The 17,880-nt window shown below is 71.2% G+C and carries 19 protein-coding genes; 15 read left to right on the top strand and 4 right to left on the bottom strand.

The features are described 5' to 3' along the window. The first annotated feature begins 2 nt into the window (after window positions 1-2). The 6 genes from AC4BGC_RS10935 (at window position 3) to AC4BGC_RS10910 (ending at window position 5,841) form a co-directional block, all read left to right on the top strand. The gene (locus AC4BGC_RS10935; RefSeq protein WP_490555672.1) at window positions 3-1,238 is read left to right on the top strand and encodes an alpha-hydroxy acid oxidase; all 1,236 of its coding nucleotides are present in this window, start codon (window positions 3-5) and stop codon (window positions 1,236-1,238) included. After that, window positions 1,235-1,534, top strand: coding sequence for a Dabb family protein (locus AC4BGC_RS10930; RefSeq protein WP_490555670.1), 300 nt, complete (start codon window positions 1,235-1,237; stop codon window positions 1,532-1,534). The genes AC4BGC_RS10935 and AC4BGC_RS10930 overlap by 4 nt, the downstream gene beginning before the upstream one ends. Then, a complete protein-coding gene (locus AC4BGC_RS10925; protein WP_490555669.1) occupies window positions 1,531-2,127 on the top strand; it encodes a HutD/Ves family protein in 597 nt (198 codons plus the stop codon). Before AC4BGC_RS10930 ends, AC4BGC_RS10925 begins: the two co-directional genes overlap by 4 nt. A gap of 19 nt (window positions 2,128-2,146) precedes the next feature. After that, complete coding sequence (locus AC4BGC_RS10920; protein ID WP_490555667.1) at window positions 2,147-3,115, top strand: PDR/VanB family oxidoreductase; 969 nt, start codon at window positions 2,147-2,149, stop codon at window positions 3,113-3,115. 92 nt (window positions 3,116-3,207) lie between these two features. Continuing rightward, entirely contained in the window at window positions 3,208-4,161 is a 954-nt protein-coding gene (locus tag AC4BGC_RS10915; RefSeq protein WP_490555666.1) for a cyclodeaminase/cyclohydrolase family protein, read from the top strand. Next, window positions 4,162-5,841 carry a formate--tetrahydrofolate ligase gene (locus tag AC4BGC_RS10910; protein ID WP_490555665.1) on the top strand — a complete coding sequence of 560 codons (1,680 nt, stop codon included), beginning with the start codon at window positions 4,162-4,164 and terminating at the stop codon, window positions 5,839-5,841. A gap of 11 nt (window positions 5,842-5,852) precedes the next feature. Here the strand turns inward: AC4BGC_RS10910 and AC4BGC_RS10905 are convergent, their stop codons facing one another. Further along, a complete protein-coding gene (locus tag AC4BGC_RS10905; protein ID WP_490555664.1) occupies window positions 5,853-6,815 on the bottom strand; it encodes a helix-turn-helix domain-containing protein in 963 nt (320 codons plus the stop codon). 199 nt (window positions 6,816-7,014) lie between these two features. Here AC4BGC_RS10905 and AC4BGC_RS10900 point away from each other — a divergent pair, with 199 nt between their 5' ends. The 7 genes from AC4BGC_RS10900 (at window position 7,015) to AC4BGC_RS10870 (ending at window position 12,898) form a co-directional block, all read left to right on the top strand. After that, window positions 7,015-7,878, top strand: coding sequence for an alpha/beta hydrolase (locus tag AC4BGC_RS10900; protein WP_490555663.1), 864 nt, complete (start codon window positions 7,015-7,017; stop codon window positions 7,876-7,878). 144 nt (window positions 7,879-8,022) lie between these two features. Further along, window positions 8,023-8,430 (top strand): YciI family protein, encoded by a 408-nt coding sequence (locus tag AC4BGC_RS10895; RefSeq protein WP_490555662.1) that lies wholly within the window; start codon window positions 8,023-8,025, stop codon window positions 8,428-8,430. Window positions 8,431-8,437: 7 nt separating this feature from the next. Continuing rightward, complete coding sequence (locus tag AC4BGC_RS10890) at window positions 8,438-9,583, top strand: RNA polymerase sigma factor (protein WP_490555661.1); 1,146 nt, start codon at window positions 8,438-8,440, stop codon at window positions 9,581-9,583. 140 nt (window positions 9,584-9,723) lie between these two features. Then, window positions 9,724-10,437 carry a DUF72 domain-containing protein gene (locus AC4BGC_RS10885; protein ID WP_490555660.1) on the top strand — a complete coding sequence of 238 codons (714 nt, stop codon included), beginning with the start codon at window positions 9,724-9,726 and terminating at the stop codon, window positions 10,435-10,437. A gap of 104 nt (window positions 10,438-10,541) precedes the next feature. Beyond that, window positions 10,542-11,312 (top strand): ABC transporter ATP-binding protein, encoded by a 771-nt coding sequence (locus tag AC4BGC_RS10880; RefSeq protein WP_490555659.1) that lies wholly within the window; start codon window positions 10,542-10,544, stop codon window positions 11,310-11,312. A gap of 10 nt (window positions 11,313-11,322) precedes the next feature. After that, entirely contained in the window at window positions 11,323-12,084 is a 762-nt protein-coding gene (locus tag AC4BGC_RS10875) for an ABC transporter permease (RefSeq protein ID WP_490555658.1), read from the top strand. 40 nt (window positions 12,085-12,124) lie between these two features. After that, the gene (locus AC4BGC_RS10870) at window positions 12,125-12,898 is read left to right on the top strand and encodes a helix-turn-helix domain-containing protein (protein WP_490555657.1); all 774 of its coding nucleotides are present in this window, start codon (window positions 12,125-12,127) and stop codon (window positions 12,896-12,898) included. Between the two features lie 139 nt (window positions 12,899-13,037). On the opposite strand, the gene AC4BGC_RS10865 is transcribed toward AC4BGC_RS10870, so the two are convergent. Beyond that, entirely contained in the window at window positions 13,038-14,396 is a 1,359-nt protein-coding gene (locus AC4BGC_RS10865; protein WP_490555655.1) for an HNH endonuclease signature motif containing protein, read from the bottom strand. Window positions 14,397-14,657: 261 nt separating this feature from the next. On the opposite strand from AC4BGC_RS10865, the gene AC4BGC_RS10860 reads away from it, so the two are divergent. Further along, a complete protein-coding gene (locus tag AC4BGC_RS10860) occupies window positions 14,658-15,530 on the top strand; it encodes an AraC family transcriptional regulator (RefSeq protein ID WP_490555654.1) in 873 nt (290 codons plus the stop codon). 216 nt (window positions 15,531-15,746) lie between these two features. Here the strand turns inward: AC4BGC_RS10860 and AC4BGC_RS10855 are convergent, their stop codons facing one another. Continuing rightward, on the bottom strand, window positions 15,747-16,121 hold the full coding sequence (locus AC4BGC_RS10855) for a DUF2255 family protein (RefSeq protein WP_490555653.1): 375 nt from the start codon (window positions 16,119-16,121) through the stop codon (window positions 15,747-15,749). A 32-nt stretch (window positions 16,122-16,153) separates the two neighbouring features. Then, a complete protein-coding gene (locus AC4BGC_RS10850; protein WP_490555652.1) occupies window positions 16,154-16,897 on the bottom strand; it encodes an SDR family oxidoreductase in 744 nt (247 codons plus the stop codon). On the opposite strand from AC4BGC_RS10850, the gene AC4BGC_RS10845 reads away from it, so the two are divergent. Beyond that, on the top strand, window positions 16,896-17,843 hold the full coding sequence (locus AC4BGC_RS10845) for a LysR family transcriptional regulator (protein ID WP_490555650.1): 948 nt from the start codon (window positions 16,896-16,898) through the stop codon (window positions 17,841-17,843). The two genes, AC4BGC_RS10850 and AC4BGC_RS10845, sit on opposite strands and share 2 nt — an antisense overlap. Window positions 17,844-17,880 lie beyond the last annotated feature (37 nt).

Genomic DNA, 17,880 nt, shown 5'->3' with positions numbered 1-17,880 from the left:
CCGTGAAGCCATCCGAGATCCGTGAGCTCCTCCAGTTCCGGCCGCCCCGCGCCCGGCGGGTCGACCGCGTGCTCGCCCGCTCCCACGACATCGAGGACCTGCGCCGCGAGGCGTGCCGGCGCTGGCCGAGCGGCGTACGCGGCTATGTCGAGGGCGGTGCCGACGGCGAGCTGAGCCTCCAGCGCAACCGGGAGGCCTTCCAGCTGCGCTCCCTGGTGCCGACGACCCTGCAGGACGTCTCGGTGGTCGACACCTCCGCCACGCTCCTGGGCCGGCCGAGCCGGCTGCCGCTGGTCCTGGGGCCGACCGGCTACACCCGGATGATGCACGCCGACGGCGAACGCGCCGTCGGCAGGGCAGCCGGCGCCGCCGGCATCCCGTACACCGTGGCGACCATGTCTACCGTGCGGCTCGAGGACATCCCGGGCGGCGGCGACCTGTGGTTCCAGCTCTACATGTGGCGTGACCGGGGCCTGGTCGACGAGCTGGTCGACCGGGCCCAGGCGGCGGGCTACCACGCGCTGATGCTCACCGTGGACACCGCGGTGACCGGACAGCGGCTGCGTGACGCCCGCACCGGGTTCACGCTGCCTCCGCGGCTCTCACCCGGGGTGGTGGCCGACATGGCGCGTCACCCCGCGTGGTGCGCGGGACTGCTGCGGGGCGAGCCGGTCACCTTCGCCAACATGCCGCCCGACATCGGGGAGATCTCCGAGTCGGTGATGGCCTTCGCGGCCCGGCAGTTCGACGCCTCGGTCACCTGGGACGACGTCGCCCGGCTGCGCGCCCGGTGGCCCGGAGCGCTGGTGATCAAGGGGATCGTCGACCCCGCGGACGCGGCACGGGCCGTGGAGGCCGGGGTCGACGCGGTGGTGCTCTCCAACCACGGTGGTCGCCAGCTCGACCAGATGGTCCCGCCCCTGGACCTGCTCCCCGAGGTCCGCGACCGGGTCGGCCGGGCGATGGAGATCTACGTCGACTCCGGGATCCGGCGCGGCACCGACCTCGCCATCGCCATCGCGCTGGGCGCTGATGCCGGCCTGATCGGCCGCCCCTACCTCTACGGGCTGGGCGCAGCGGGGGAGCGGGGCGTGTCCGCGGCGATCGGCATGCTCGGCACCGAGTTCCGCCGCGCGATGCAGCTGCTCGGGGTCACCGACCTCGCGCAGCTGCGGGACCGGGGTCCGCAGCTCGTGCGCAGTGGCGCGCCGTCGGCGTCACCGGTGACGACCAGGTGATCCGGCACATCGTCCTGCTGCGCCTCCACGAGGGCGTCGCCGCCACCGACCCCAGGGTCGTCGCCGCGTGCTCCGCCGAGGAGGACCTCGCCGCGCAGGCGCCCGGCGGGCACGGGTGGAGGTTCGCCCGGGACCTCTCCCGGCGTCCGGTCTCCGCCGACTTCGTGGGCACGGGCGACTTCGCCTCGGCCGGCGAGCTGGCGGAGTTCCTGGCCCATCCCGCACACTCGTCGGTCCTCGCCCACTGGGCACCTCTGGCGACCTGCTGGGTCGCCGACCTGGAGGTCGAACCGTGAGCGCGCCGGCCACCTTCACCAGGGCTCCGTTCGCGCTGGCGTCCCCGGAGCCGTGGCGCAACGGCGCGGGTACGACGCGGGAGCTCCTCAGGGAGCCCGGGGACGAGGCGGACGGGTCCTTCGCCTGGCGGATCAGCGTCGCCGACGTCATCGAGGACGGGCCGTTCTCGTCGTTCCCCGGCGTCGACCGGGTGCTGATGCTGTGCGAGGGGATCGGGATGACGGTGGTCGTGAACGGCGCCAAGCACCCCCTGCGGCGCTTCGACGCGGTCACCTTCACCGGCGAGGATCACGTCACCGCCAGCCTGCACCGCGGGTCCACGATCGACCTCAACGTGATGACGAGGCGGGAGACCACGACCGCGGCCGTGGAGGTCGCGCGCGTCGACGGGCACGCGAACGTGCGGGGCAACCTCGAGGGGGACACGGTCCTGGTGCCCCTGGAGGGCCGGTTGCGGGTGTCCTCGGTGACCCCGGACCGCCCTGCGGAGCCACTCGAGGTGTTCGACGCAGTCCGCCTCGCCCCCCGGTCCTCCGTGCAGGTGGAGGGCCGCGGCCGCCTGGCGCGGATCGACCTGACCCACAGGCGATGACGAGCGAGGGAGACAACCCGTGCACGTGACCCACGACGAGGTCGAGCTGCGGTTGCGCGTGCGGCAGCTGCGCTGGGAGGCCGAGGGGGTGGTCTCGGTGCTTCTCGAGCAGCTCGACGGGACCGCCCTGCCGAGGTGGTCCCCGGGGGCCCACGTCGACGTGCGCCTGCCGGGGTCGATCACCCGTCAGTACTCCCTGTGCGGGTCTCCCTCGGACCCCAGCCGCTGGCAGATCGCCGTGCTGCACGGGCCGGAGGGCCGCGGCGGCTCGACCAAGGTGCACGCTGCGCTGCGCCCGGGCGACGTCCTCGACGTGGTCGGTCCGCGCAACAACTTCGAGCTGCAGCCGGCCCCGGCGTACCTGTTCATCGCCGGGGGAATCGGGATCACCCCGATCCTGCCGATGATCGAGAAGGTCGCGGCTGCGGGGTCCTCGTGGCGGCTCGCGTACGGCGGCCGGTCCCGGGCCTCGATGGCGTTCGTCGCGCCGCTGCTCGACCGCTACGGCGACCGGGTCGCGGTGGTGCCTCAGGACGAGCGCGGGCTGCTCGACCTCGACGACCTGCTGGGCACCCCGCTCCCCGACACGCAGGTCTACTGCTGCGGCCCCGAGCCGCTCCTGGCCGCCGTCGAGGAGCGCTGTGCCACCTGGGGACGCGGCGCGCTGCACGTGGAGAGGTTCGCTCCGAAGGCGCAGCCCGAGCCCGCTCCCGGGGAGGAGAGCGCCTTCGAGGTGGTGCTGCAGCGCTCCGGAAGGTCGGTCGCCGTCCCGGCCGGGATGTCGGTCCTCGAGGCACTGGAGGCCGACGGGATCGACGCCCCGAGCTCGTGCCGCGAAGGGATCTGCGGAACCTGCGAGACCGCGGTCCTCGACGGGGTCCCCGACCACCGGGACAGCCTGCTCGACGAGGACGAGCGGGCCGCGAACGACACCATGATGGTCTGCGTCGGTCGCAGCCTCACGCCTCGGCTGGTCCTCGACCTCTGACCTGTGATCTTGCTGGTGGTCGAACACCAGTCTTCGGCTAGCGCGCCCTGCGTCCCCTGTTCATGCCGGCATGTGACGAGCATCATGGCTCCATGATCCGTGCTTCGGCCGACTCCACGGCCACCCCCGACCGGCTGTGGTCGCTGGCCTGCGACGTCGAGCGCTGGGGCGAGCGGCTGCCGACGGTCGACGCGGTGCAGCCGTTGGGCAGCGGCCCGATCAGGGTGGGTTCGAGGTTCGAGGTCCGCCAGCCCGGACTGCCCAAGGCGGTCTGGGAGGTCACGCAGTGGGACGCTCACGGGCGGTCCTTCACCTGGGCCTCGACCAGCCCCGGTGTGCGCAGCACCGCCGCGCACAGCGTGCACGAGGACGCCGGAGGAGCCCGGCTGGAGCTGTCGGTGGAGTGGTCCGGCCCCCTGGCCCCGGCCACCGAGCTCCTGATCGGCCGCAGGGCCCGCGGCATGGTCGAGACCGAGGCCGAGACCTTCGCGCGCCTCGCCGAGCAGCCCGACGCCGGGACGATCACCGAGTTCCTGGACCACCTCGCGGCGCGGACCCCGACCCCGGCGGGTGGCTCGGTGGCGGCGCTGTGCACCGCGCAGGCCGCTGCCCTGGTGGTGATGGTGGCGCGCTACTGCGAGGACCCGGTGTCGGCGCAGCGGGCAGAGCGGCTGGTGACGTGGGCGCAGCAGCTGGTGGCCGACGACGAGCGTGCGTTCGCCGGAGTCGCCGCGGCGTGGGCCCTGCCGCGGGACACAGCGGCGCAGGCCGAGCGGCGTACGGCCATCGACGAGGCGCTGCTGCTGGCCTCCGAGCCCCAGGCACGGGTCGTCGAGACCGCGGTCGAGGTGCTGGTCCTGATCGACCAGCTGCGACCCGCCGCCCGGGCCGGTCTGCGGGCCGACCTGGTCGCGGCCGCCGAGGTGGCCCGGGCCGGAGCCGCGATCGCGCGGATGAACGTGGAGTCCAACCTGCGCACGCTCCCGGACTCCGAGTCCCGGGCGCACCTACTGCGGCGCATGGGTGTCACGAGAGAGAGGGCCTGAGTGCTGTCCGACATCGAGATCGCGAACGCTGCTGAGCTACACCCCATCACCCAGGTCGCCGAGGAGGAGCTCGGGATCGATCCGGTCCACCTGGTCCCCTACGGCCACCACAAGGCCAAGGTCGACCTCGGCTACCTGCAGTCCCTGGAGGACCGGCCGCTCGGCAAGCTGATCCTGATGACGGCTCTGTCGCCGACCCCGGCCGGTGAGGGCAAGACCACCACGACGGTGGGGCTGGCCGACGCCCTACGGGGACTGGGACTTCGGTCGATGGCATGCCTGCGGGAGCCCTCGATGGGGCCGGTGTTCGGCATGAAGGGCGGCGCCGCGGGAGGCGGCTGGTCCCAGGTCGTCCCGATGACCGACATCAACCTGCACTTCACCGGCGACTTCGCCGCGATCGCCGCCGCGAACAACCTGCTGGCGGCCCTGATCGACAACCACGTGCAGCACGGCAACGAGCTCGGCATCGACGTGCGCGCCGTGGACTGGAAGCGGGTCCTCGACCTCAACGACCGGGCGCTGCGCAGCGTCGTCGTGGGCCTGGGTGGCTCCCCGAACGGCTATCCGCGCGAGGACGGATTCGACATCGTGGTCGCCTCGGAGCTGATGGCGATCTTCTGCCTGACCGAGTCCTGGGCCGACCTCAAGCGCCGGATCGGCGACATCGTGGTCGGCCACACCCGCGCGAAGCGACCGGTCACGGCCCGTGAGCTCAACGCCCACGGCGCGATGGCCGTGCTGCTGCGCGACGCGCTCGCGCCCAACCTGGTGCAGACCCTGGAGCACACTCCGGCGTTCGTGCACGGGGGACCGTTCGCGAACATCGCGCACGGCTGCAGCTCGGTGATCGCGACCAGGGCCGCGTTGCGGCTCGCCGACTACGTGGTCACCGAGGCCGGGTTCGGTGCCGACCTGGGCGCGGAGAAGTTCGTCGACATCAAGTGCCGCAAGTCCGGGCTCCGTCCCGACGCCGCGGTCGTGGTGGCGACGGTCCGGGCACTGAAGTTCCACGGCGGGGTGGAGGTGGCCGACCTCGGCGAGGAGGACCTCGGCGCGATCGAGCGGGGGATGGAGAACCTGGCGCGCCACCTGCGCAACGTGCGCGAGGTCTACGGGATCCCGTGCGTCGTGGCGCTGAACCGGTTCCCGGCCGACACCGCCGCCGAGGTGGCCCGGGTGGTCGAGCTGGTCGAGGCACTGGGGGTCCGGACCTATCCCGCCACCCACTTCGTCGACGGCGGGGTCGGTGCGACCGACCTGGCCAAGGGAGTGCTCGACCTGCTCGAGGACCCCGGGCCGTCGAGGTTCGCGTTCACCTATCCCGACGACCTACCGCTCAAGGAGAAGGCCGAGACCCTGGCCCACCGGCTCTACGGAGCCTCCTCCGTGACCTGGGACGGCAAGGCGAAGCGGCGCCTGGACCGCCTCGAGGCCGACGGGTACGGCGCACTGCCGGTGTGCGTGGCCAAGACGCAGTACTCCTTCTCCACCGACGCCACCCTGCGCGGTGCGCCGACCGGTCACAACCTGCACGTGCGCGAGGTGCGGCTCTCGGCAGGCGCGGGGTTCGTGGTGCTGGTGTGCGGGGACGTGATGACGATGCCCGGCCTGCCGGCCACCCCGTCCGCCTCCCGGATCGACCTGCTCGACGACGGGACCATCGTCGGCCTGTCCTGAGGGTCCGTCCCTCACCGGCCGCCGCGGTCGGCGAGCACCTGGGCGCGCCAGTCGCGGGGCAGCACGCCGTACGCCGCGCGGAACCGCCGGACGAAGTGGGTCGGGTCCTTGAAGCCCCAGGAGCGAGCGACTGCCGCGATCGGTCGCTTCGTGCTGACGCTGGAGAGCTCGTCCCTGGCGCCGGCGAGCCGCTGGGCGATGACGTACTGCTCCAGGCTGAACCCCCCGGCCGTGCAGGCCCGGTAGAGCTGACGACGGGAGACCGCAAGCGCCGCGGCGACCTGGCTCGCGTCGAGCAGTGGGTCGCGCAGGTGCTGGTGGACGTAGGCACGGACCTGGGTGCCGAGGGTCTGGTCGAGGATGTCGGGTTCACATGCCTCGTCGGCGGCGCCGCTCAGCAGGGCACGGAGCAGCTGGATGCTGGCCTCGCCGAGCTGGCCTGCGGCGGGGCAGGTGGACAGGGTCTCGGCGTCGCGGGTCAGGTCCATCAGGAAGCGGCTGACGATGCCGTGCAGCGGGCTGCTCGGCAGCCGCGACGAGGCGCGCTGGACGACCTCCAGCGGCAGGCCGAGCCGGGCGATCGGCACCTGGAGGGAGACCGAGGAGCCCCACCCCGACCAGCCGAAGTCGAAGGGCCGGGTCACGTCGACCACCATCAGGTCGCCGGTGTGGACGAGTCGTTGCCGGTCGCTCAGCTGGTGCCGCCCGACCCCGTCGCCGTGGACCGCGAAGGCCACGGCCTCGGGGGAGGCGAGGTCGGCGGTGCGCTGGTCGCGGCGCATGGTCATCCCGGTGCTGCCGGCGGTGAAGACGCGGGTCTCGCCGAGCTCGGCGAGCTCCATCCGGCCCACGACGCCCTGCCGACCGGGTTCGAGGTCGACCCGGGTGGCGCCCGACGCCTCGGTCATCGCGGTGCGGAACACCTCGTGCCGGTCCCGGGGGTCGATGGCTGCGGTGTCGAGAAGGACGGCCATCGTGGCTCTCCTTCCACGGGTACGCCGTGTCTCTTCGAGACTAGGACGTCGCGCGGGCGAGGAGCAACGAGCTCCGCGGCCTCTCTAGACAGCCCCGGCACGCAGCCCCGGCACGCAGGGCCGACCAGTTGGCACGCAAGGCCGTTCCGGTGGCGTCGCGGCGATGGGAACGTCGAAGCCTCAGCAACCTGGAGGAACCATGAGCACCGACGACACCATCCCTGCCCCGATGGGCGACGGTCCCGACACCATCGTGCTCGTCCACGGCCTGTGGGTCACGCCCCGCAGCTGGGAGCACTGGGTGCCCCACTACGAGGCCCGCGGCTTCCGCGTCCTCACCCCGGCGTACCCGGGCTTCGAGGTCGAGGTCGAGGCGCTTCGCGCTGACCCCGGCATCATCGCCAACTGCTCGATCACCGACACCCTCGAGCACCTGACCGGCGTGGTCGAGTCCGCGGAGAAGCCGCCGATCATCATGGGCCACTCCTTCGGTGGCGCCCTCACCCAGATGCTGCTCGCCCGCGGCCTCGGCGCGGCCGGGGTCGTGATCAACTCGGCCCCCACCGAGGGAGTACGACGCACCCCGGTCTCGCAGGTCAGGTCGCTGTTCCCCGCGCTGAACAACCCCGCGAAGCGGCACCAGGCCGTCGGGTTCACCCAGGAGCAGTTCCACTACGCATTCACGAACACCCTCGACGAGGAGGCGGCAAAGGCCGCCTACGAGCGCTACGCCATCGCGGCTCCCGGCCGGTGGGTGTGGGACTACGGGCTGATCGCCAACTTCAAGCCCGGCCACCAGGAGACCTGGGTCGACTACTCCAACGACGACCGAGCGCCGCTGCTGTTCATCGCCGGCGGCGAGGACCACATCATGCCGCCGTCGGTGAACAAGTCGAACGCGCACAAGTACCACAAGTCGGCCTCGACCACCGACTACGTGCTCCTCCAGGCCCGCTCGCACTGGACCTGCGCCGAGCCCGGCTGGGAGGCGGTCGCCGACCAGGCGCTCGACTGGGCCCTCGACCACGCCGGCACGAGTTCGCAGCCCGCCGACGCGACCTGAGGCGCCGCGCTCCGATCCCGCTTTACAAGCGGGAGGGGGAAGCTTGAGCAAGGTTCTCGGCCGCGATGTCGAAAGTTCGCTGCTCGCTCCGTCCTTGGTGTGAACGCGACGAGAATGGGTCGCCACAACGCAAGGAGAACCACGATGGCCAAGTACCTGCTGCTCAAGCACTACCGCGGCGCCCCGGCTGCGGTGAATGACGTCCCGATGGACCGGTGGACGCCCGAGGAGCTCTCGGCGCACATCAAGTTCATGCAGGACTTCGCCGACCGGCTCGAAGGGACCGGTGAGTTCGTCGACGCCCAGGCACTCGCCCCGGAAGGAACCTTCGTGCGGTACGACGGTGAGGGTCGCCCGCCCGTCACCGACGGCCCGTTCGCCGAGACCAAGGACCTGATCGCCGGGTGGATGATGATCGACGTCGACAGCCACGAGCGCGCCGTCGAGCTCGCCGGCGAGCTGTCAGCTGCACCCGGCGCGGGCGGGCAGCCGATCCACGAGTGGCTCGAGCTGCGACCGTTCCTCTCGGCGCCGCCCACCATCACGGAGTGAGCGCGGAGTGGACGAGGACCTCCTCCGGAGCCTGACGCCCAGCGTGCTCGGCATCCTCGTCCGCCGCGGCGCCGACTTCGCGGCGGCCGAGGACGCCGTGCAGGACGCACTCCTCGCGGCAGCGCGAGTCTGGCCGTCAGGGATGCCGCAGGACCCGAAGGGCTGGCTGGTCACCGCTGCCTGGCGCCGGTTCCTCGACGCGACCCGCGCTCAGGCGGCCCGCAGCCGGCGTGAGCTGCTGGTGGACGAGGCGCCGGCGCCCGGTCCGGCGTCCGCGCGGGACGACACGCTCCAGCTCTACTTCCTGTGCGCGCACCCTTCGCTGACTCCAGCGTCTGCCGTCGCCCTGACGCTGCGTGCGGTCGGGGGACTGACCACCCGCCAGATCGCCCAGGCCTATCTGGTGCCCGAAGCCACCATGGGGCAACGGATCAGCCGGGCCAAGCGCACCGTCTCCGCCGTGCGCTTCGACGAGCCCGGTGACGTCGCCACCGTGCTGCGCGTGCTCTACCTGGTCTTCAACGAGGGGTACTCCGGCGACGTCGACCTCGCCGCCGAGGCGATCAGGCTCACGCGGCAGCTCGCCTCCGCGGTCGACCACCCGGAGGTGGCCGGCCTGCTCGCGCTGATGGTGCTCCACCACGCACGCCGTGCTGCCCGGACCGCTCCGGACGGCAGCCTGATGCCGCTCGCCGAGCAGGACCGGACCCGGTGGGACACGGTGGCGATCGCAGAGGGCGTCCGGATCCTGCAGGCCGCGCTCGCCCGCGACCGGTTGGGCGAGTTCCAGGCTCGGGCCGCCATCGCCGCGCTGCACGCCGACGCGCAGAGCGCCGAGTTGACCGACTGGGTGCAGATCGTGGAGTGGTACGACGAGCTCGTGCGCCTGACCGACAGCGCGGTGGTCCGGCTCAACCGCGCCGTGGCGGTCGGCGAGGCGGACGGTCCGCGCGCCGGCCTCGCCGAGCTGGCGGCGCTGCCCGGTTCGCTGCCCCGGCGCACTGCGGTGGCGGCGTACCTCCACGAGCGCGACGGCCAGCTCGACACCGCCGCGAGGCTGTACGCCGAGGCCGCCCTCGCGGCACCGAACCTGGCCGAGCGCGACCACCTGACCCTGCAGGCAGCACGGCTGAACGCGCGCAGGTCTGACTGACCATCGACCAGTGGCACCGCGTGCGCGGTGGCACGACTACTCCGCGTGGATGCCTTCAGGGAGACTCAGTCGCATGGTCGACCGAGACGTGCTGCTCAGAGCGCTGGATCGTGCCCGATGCACCTGGGGCGGATAGACAGGTGGAGGTTCGAGTCGGCCTGTGCGGTTGGACGGTGTCGCAGTCGTCGTACGTGCGTCGCTTTCCCGTGGTCGAGGTGCAGCACACGTTCTACGAACCGCCGGCGGACGCCGTGCTGGCGCGCTGGCGGGCCCAGGTGCCGGCCGACTTCGAGTTCACGATCAAGGCCTGGCAGATCGTCACCCACGAGTCGAACAGCCCCACCTACCGGCGGATGAAGCGGCCGCTGCCCGCCAGCGCACGTGGTCAGGTCGGAGCGTTCCGGACGACACCTCCGGTCCTCGACGGCTGGCAGCGGACCCTCGAGTGTGCCCGCGTCCTGCGGGCAAGTGCCGTGCTGCTCCAGTGCCCGAAGAGCTTTCGCCCCACGGCCGACAACGTCGCACGGCTGCGCAGCTTCATGTCGCAGGTGGAGCGGCCGGCCGGGCGGCTGCTGTGGGAGCCCCGTGGCGAGTGGCCCACGCAGCTCCTCACGGAGCTCTGCGCCGAGCTGGACCTCGTCCACGTCGTCGACCCGATGCAGACCGAGACGGTGACGCCCGAGCAGACCTACTACCGGCTGCACGGCACCACGGGCTCGCGGCACGTCCACACCGATGACGAGCTGCGCCGGCTGCGGGACCTGGTCGACGACCGGCCGTCGCCGTACGTCATGTTCAACAACCTGCCCCGCACAGGCGACGCAGAGAGGTTCCTCAGCCTGCTCGAGGGCTGACGGGTACGGCGGGCTCTCCTTTCCGTTGCCCCACCACGCTTGACCTTGACGCAGCGTCAACCCTGCACGCTTTTCCTTGACCACCAGGAACCAGGGGAGGCGCCATGACCAGCGAGCACGCCATCCAGGTGCAGGACCTGCACAAGTCGTTCAAGGACCTGTCTGTCCTGCGGGGCGTGGACTTCAACGTCGCCCGGGGCAGCATCTTCGCCCTGCTCGGCTCCAACGGATCGGGCAAGACCACGGTGGTCCGGATCCTGACCACGCTGCTCAAGGCGGACGCGGGCACGGTGAGCGTGGAGGGTCTGGACGTGGCCACACAGGGGGCGCGGGTTCGCGAGAGGTTCAGCCTCACCGGGCAGTTCACCGCAGTGGACGGGGTCCTCACCGGCCGGGAGAACCTCGTGATGGTCGCCCGCCTCCGCGGCCTGGGCGACCCCGGCCGGATCGCCGACGAGCTCCTCGCGCGCTTCTCGCTGACCGACGCAGCCGGCCGGAAGGTGGCGACGTACTCCGGTGGCATGCAGCGCCGCCTCGACATCGCGATGAGCCTGATCGGGGATCCGTCGGTGATCTTCCTCGACGAGCCCACCACCGGGCTCGACCCCCAGTCGCGTATCGAGGTGTGGAGCAGCATCAAGGCGCTGGCCGCGGCCGGCACCACGGTGCTGCTCACCACCCAGATGCTCGAGGAGGCCGAACAGTTGGCCGATCGGATCGCGATCCTGCACGAGGGCCGGATCATCGTGGACGGCACTCTCGCCGAGCTCAAGGGCCTGCTGCCCCCGGCGCAGGTCGTGTACGTCGAGAAGCAACCCACGCTCGAGGACGTCTTCCTCGCCCTGGTCGGCGACCCTGCCAGCACGACGAGCTGAGGGAACGACCATGACGAAGCAGTTCGCGCGCCACACAGGCATCCTGACGGGACGGTCCCTGCGCCACATCGCCCGCAGCCCCGACACCATCATCACCACCGCGATCATGCCCATCGCCTTCCTGCTGCTGTTCGTCTACGTGTTCGGCGGCGCGATCGAGGCCGGCACGGACGACTACGTGAACTACCTGCTGCCCGGCATCTTGGTGATCACGATCGCCTCGGGTATCGCCTACACCGCGTTCCGGCTCTTCCTCGACCTGCAGGGCGGCATCTTCGAGCGGTTCCAGTCCATGCCGATCGCACGCTCGGCGGTGCTCTGGGCGCACGTGCTGACCTCGCTGGTCGCCAACCTGGTCTCACTCGTGGTGGTCGTGCTCGTCGGGCTGCTGATCGGCTTCCGCACGGAGGCCGGCGTGCTGCCCTGGCTCGGCGTCCTCGGCCTCCTTCTGCTCTTCACCCTGGCCCTGACCTGGCTCGCAGTGATCCCTGGCCTGACCGCGAAGACACTGGACGGCGCGAGTGCGTTCTCCTACCCGCTGGTGTTCCTGCCGTTCCTCAGCTCGGCCTTCGTCCCGACCGAGACCATGCCCGGTCCGGTGCGGGCCTTCGCGGAGAACCAGCCGGTGACCGCGATCGTCAACTCGATCCGCAGCCTGTTCGCCGAGCAACCGGTCGGCAACGACCTCTGGATCTCGTACGCCTGGTGCGGAGGCCTGCTCGTCGTCGCCTACGCGTTCGCGATGGGCGTCTACCACCGCAAGATCGCGTGAGCGTCCGCCACAGGGGCGCCCGATCGGGCAGGGTGGTCCCATGCTGAGCATCGGGCACCTGGCGTCGTACGCCGGCGTCACGGTTCGAGCGGTCCGGCACTACCACCAAGTCGGCCTGCTCCCCGAGCCCGCACGAGATGCTTCCGGCTATCGCTCCTACGGCGCGGACGCGGTCGTTCGCCTGGTCCGGATCCGGACCCTGGCCAACGCCGGGGTGCCCCTGGCGCGGGTGCAGCAGCTGCTGGATGCCGACGAGGAGGCCTATGTCGAGGCGATCGGCGAGATCGACCGCGACCTGCGCGGTCGGATCCGTGAGCTGCAGGCACACCGGCGACAGATCGCGACGCTCACGGCCGGGGACGCCGTGGCGGTGCCAAAGGAGGTGCGCGACTACCTGGATCTGGTGCGTGCCACCGGAGCGCCCGAGCAGCTGATCGCCGCCGAGCGGGATGCCTGGATCCTGGTCGCGGCGCGTTATCCCAGCCTGATCAAGGACTTCATGGCCGACAAGGTCGATCAGCTCCAGGACCCGCGGAACATCCGTTTCTACCAGCTGATCGGTCGGATGCTCGACGGCACCGAGGAGGAGCAGGAGCGGATCGTCCTCGAGCTGGCCGACCTCCTGGTCGAGCTGTTCGAGGAGGCCGCCGCCAGCGGCCAGCTCGAGCAGCAGGAGCTGGCCATGGACGACGATGCCTTCGTGCGGCTGCTGGACTCGATGTCGGAAGGGCAGCCCGTCGTCGCGCGGCTGCGCGAGCTGCTCGCAGAGCGTGGCTGGTCGGGCTGGACCCGCGTCGAGAGACGAACGTCGTGACCCAAGTGGTCGTGCAGCGAACGCAGTCGCGACCCCCATGGTGGTCGAGCAGCGAACGCAGTGGCGACCCCCATGGTGGTCGAGCAGCGAACGGAGTGAGCGGACAGTCGAGACCACTTCGGCACCCCGCGCGCAGTCCTCACCCGTCAGGTGGCTCCCGCCCACCAAGGCTCATCCGGCGTACGCCGGGCGGTGGCACGAACGCGAACTCGTTGGGTCCGGTGGCGATGATGTGCCAGGGCCCGGCGTGGACGAGCCGGTGGTGGTGCCCGCAGAGCAGAATCAGGTTGGCCAGTGAGGTCTCACCGCCGTCCACCCAGTGAATGAGGTGGTGGTCGTGGCACATCACCGGTGGCCGGGTGCAGTTCGGGAACCGGCAGTGCTTGTCGCGGGCGACGAGGGCTTTCCAGATCGCGGCGGTGACCAGGCGCAGCTGGCGGCCGACGTCGAGGACCTCACCGTCGCTGCCGAGAACGATCGGGATCACGTGGGCATCGCACGCCATCCGGCGCACCGCGGCGACGTAGAGGTCCTCGCCGGTCTCCGTGGTCCCGAAGCCGGTCTGCTGTTGCAGGTCGGCCAAGGGAATGGTCACCGAGACCCGCGGGCTCGCTCCGTGGCACTCGGGGAGCAGGTCTGCGGTGGCGGCGCGGTCGCAGAGATCAACCAGCGCATCCAGCATCCGGGCCCCGTGATCGCGCGGGTCGCGGCCGTCGTGCCCGCACCCGGGGATCACGCACGTGCCGGGGTCGCAGACCGGGCCAGCGGCGGGCTGGGGCTTCGCCAGCGGGAGCAGGGTGGCGCGGAGGATAGCGCCGTCCTCGGCCGAGCAGCGGCCCTTGATCCAGCAGCCCCCTGCGGTGTCGAACCGCACCAAGAAGTCCCGGTCGAGGTGGGCGGCGCGGTCCTCACGGTCCAGTTCGCGTTCGGTGCGGCGTTCCTCGCCGTCGGGGTCAACGCTCGTGACCAGGATCCGGCCGAGCTTGGCCAGCTCGGTGGCGTCGAGCGCCTTGGCCTCGGCGAGCATCGCCTGGCAGCCGCGGGTGCGGAGGTCCGGGTCGGTGGGGAGGTCCTCGACGGCTCGTTCGATCACCTGGGCCTTGGTGACCGAGAGCCACCCGTCCGCGAGCGCCACACCGACCGGGGCCAGCACCGGGGTCTGCACGGCTGCCGCGAGCCGCACCGTGGCGGACCCGGCGCCCTTGCGACCGCCCGCAACGGCGGTGACGAAGTCCTGGGTGGAGGCCCACCCGACCGGTTTGACGGCGTTGGTGACCTCGAGCTCGTGGACCACCTGGAGCTCGACGGCATCCAGGGTCGACTTCAGCGCCTCGATCTCGGCGACGGTGTCCATCAGCTCCTCGCTGCGACCGGCCGCCCACAACGTCTCGGTCAGCCCTTGGACCTCGCGGCGGATCCGGGCCAGCTCGGCCGCGACCCGACCGGCGCACGAGGCGCCCGGAGGGGTGTCCGGAGGGGTGTCCGGCTGGCTGGTCATGAATCAATCCAAGCAGCGACCACCGACAGTTTCCGGCGAGATTCCCCTTGTTTGACAGGCCATTCTCGAGGAAATCGAGAAGTTTCCTGTGTGAAGAGCCGGGTTGCTCCGCTCACCCGGTGTGGTCTCGACTTTCCGCTCACTTCGTTCGCTGCTCCACCACCTTGCGGTTGCGGTTCGACCGCTCGACCGCATCGGTCCGCAATGATCGGGCGGCGGGACAGACTGCCCATGCAGGCTGGAACGCGAAAGGAGGACCCCATGATCGCTGCGCTCAACGCAACCGTTGAGGCCGTGGAGACTCTGCTGACGACCGAGCCGTCCACCCAGGTCAACGCAACTGACCTGGCGCGCAACCTCGGCACGACCGAACACCATCTACGGCGGATGTTCTCGTCGCTGGCCGGGATGCCGCTGTCGGAGTATGCGAAGCGGCGGCGGATGTCATTGGCTGCTGCCGATCTCCTCGCCGCTGATGACGACCTGCTCACAGTTGCGGTGCGTTACGGCTACGGCTCGACCGAAGCCTTCGGACGGGCGTTCCGGGCCGTGCACGGCGTCGGCCCGTCCGACGTACGACGGGACGGGGGTCCACTACGCACACAACCGCGGATCAGGTTCCACCTGACCGTGCAAGGAGGCATCCCCATGGAAACTCGCATCGTCGACCTGCCCGCCGTCCGTCTCGTCGGTCACGCCCGACGGGTTCCACTCGTGCACGACGGGGTGAACCCGTTCATCGCCGAACACGTCGCGTCGATCCCTGTCAAGGAGACCGTCCGGCTCAAGACCCTCAACGACACCGAGCCGAAGGGCGTCCTGGCAGTCAGCGACGACCTGGACCCCGACCGCAGCGAGGGCACTGAGCTGACCTACCTGCACGGCGTTGCCACGACCACCGAGCCCGAGGGCCTCGACATCATCGAGGTGCCCGCCGGCACCTGGGCCGTGTTCCGCATCGACGGCCCGTTCCCGGCAGCGCTGCAGGAAGCCTGGGCCGCCACCGCGACTGAATGGTTCCCCTCGCAACCCTGGCGGCTGCGAACCGGACCTGAGATCGTCGCCACGCTCGCGTTCGACCCGGCCGCAGCCACGGCAACCTGCGAGCTCTGGCTGCCCGTCGAACCCGGGTAGGCAGCCGGTGGGACCAAGGATGTCTCGGGGGCGTCGAGGGCGGCATGATCGGATGCCTTGTGATCCTGGCCAGGCAAGAACGGCGCCGTGCCGATCGACATGGTTCGAGTCCCCATCTGCGCCACGGTGGCTGAAGCCATGGTGGACCGCCGGACCGGACTTACCTGGACGAGATCGGTTGGTACGCGGACAACTCCCGCGGTGTCCTGCACCCGGTCACACCCGGTCGAGCCGCAGGGTGGACTCCACAGCCGCGACGGAGACCATGGACCCCGCACCGGCGCCGTACTTGGCGCGGTACGCCGCGTCCACGCCGGAAGTGACGTCCGGGTCCGTGTTGCCGAGGTCCTCGACGGTGACCTCGGCCTCCAGACCCGGCACCCGGATGCCGGCGCGGCGTGCGCGCAGTGCTGCGCCGAACCAGCCGGTGTCCCGGCGATACCAGGTGCGGACGTAGACCTGCCCGTCGCTGCAGACGACCCAGATCGGCACCGAGCGCTGTGCACGGCCGTCCGGGCGGTGCACAGCGATCTCCAGCTCGGTGGCTGCGTCGAGCAGGGCGAGCTCGTCGGCGGTCCAGGGAGCCGTCATTCCAGGGGCCTTCCTCTGCAGGTCACCACTGCTCACCAGGGGACGGTGCCGGCGTCCTCGAAGAACCCGCCGGTGGGGCCGCCGTCGGGCAGGGTCGCGAGGCGGATCGGGGTGGCCGCTCCCTGATCGGGGGTGCGGACGCCGCGGAACCCGTTGAGGTCGGTCGCGACGTAGCCGGGGCAGGCCGCGTTGATCAGGATGTCGGTGTCGGCGAGCTCGCGCACGTACTGCAGCATCACGGCGTTGAGGAACGTCTTCGACGTCGAGTACGCCGCCGCGATCGGCCCGGTGTCGTCCTCAGCGGTGTTGGCCTGCCGCGTCAGGGAGCCGACGCCGCTGGAGACGTTCACGATCCGCGGGGAGGACGCACGCCGCAGCATCGGCAGCATCGCGTTGGTGACGCGCATGACCCCGAAGACGTTGGTGTCGATCACCGTCCGGATGTTGTCGAGGTCCACCAGGGTGGGCTCCTGGGGCAGGGTGCCGGTGATGCCGGCGTTGTTGACGAGCACGTCCAGCCCACCGGCCTGCTCCTCGATCATGGTGGCGGCGGCGTTCACGCTCTGGTCGTCGGTGACGTCGAGGGGTACGCCGAACGCGTCCAAGCCGGCGGCCTGCAGCTTGGCCACGGCGGTGTCGCGCCGGGCGTCGTCGCGGGCGCCGACGCCGACCCGGAAGCCCAGCGCGCCCAGCCCTTCCGCGATGGAGTAGCTGATGCCCTTGTTGGCGCCGGTCACCAGGGCGGTTCGTGTGTGTTGGTTGTTGTTCTCGGTCATGGCTTCATCGTGGCTCCGTGCCCAGCAGCGCTCCAACACCGCTTGGGTGGGCAGCGATACCCTGCCGGTATCGGTGGTCGAGGTGGAGGTGGTCGCTGTGGAGACCAGGGAGCTGCGGTACTTCGTGGCGGTGGCCGAAGAGCTGCACTTCGGCCGCGCAGCCGAACGGCTCGGCATCGCCCAGCCGCCGTTGTCGCGCGCCATCGGTCAGCTCGAGCGGCGCCTAGGCGCGACCCTGCTGGAGCGCAACAGCCGCTCGGTCACCCTCACCGACGCCGGCGCAGTGCTGCTGAGCGAGGCCAGGGCCGTGCTCGACGCGGTGGCGGCTGCGGAGCGCCGTACCCGGCGGGCGGCCGCTGCTCCCACAGGACGGGCGGGTCTGGTGTTCGCCTCCAAGGCCGGAGCCGCCAACGAGCTGGTGGCCAAGCTGCTGGACCGGTACGCCGCTGAGCCGGACGCCGTGCCGGTCGAGGTGCTGCTGTGCGGGCCGGGGGAGCAGGCCCGGACGCTGCGCGACGGCCGGGCCGACGTCGCCATCCTGCATCTGCCGTACGACGACGTCTCTGGCCTGGACACCGAGGTGATGCTGACCGAGGAGCAGGTGGTCCTGCTGCCGGCCGGGCACCCGTTGACCGCGCGCGACCAGGTCCGGCTCACCGAGGTCGAGGAGACGGGCGGCCTGCCCGCCCCACGCTGGCCCGACCGGGACGGCAACTACCCCGAGGGTCCCGGTCCCGCGGTGCGCGACCACAGCCAGCTGCTGCAGCTGATCGCCCTGGGACGCACCTACCTCACGGCGCCGGAGTCGGCCCGCGACCAGCTGGGCGAGGGGGTGGTCGCGGTGCCGCTGGTGGACGCACCGAGGGTGACCACGCTGATCGCCTGGCCGTCCCAGAGCCGGTCCCGGGAGCTCGCCGCGTTCGTCAGCACCGCCTCCAGTCTCTAGGAGCCTCTGCCCGCGGGCAGAGGCCGGGTTCTGCCTC

Source organism: Nocardioides sp. Z38_18, from assembly GCF_058215695.1.
The sequence above is the reverse complement of the archived record's forward strand: the minus strand, read 5'-3'. Positions and strand labels throughout refer to the sequence as shown.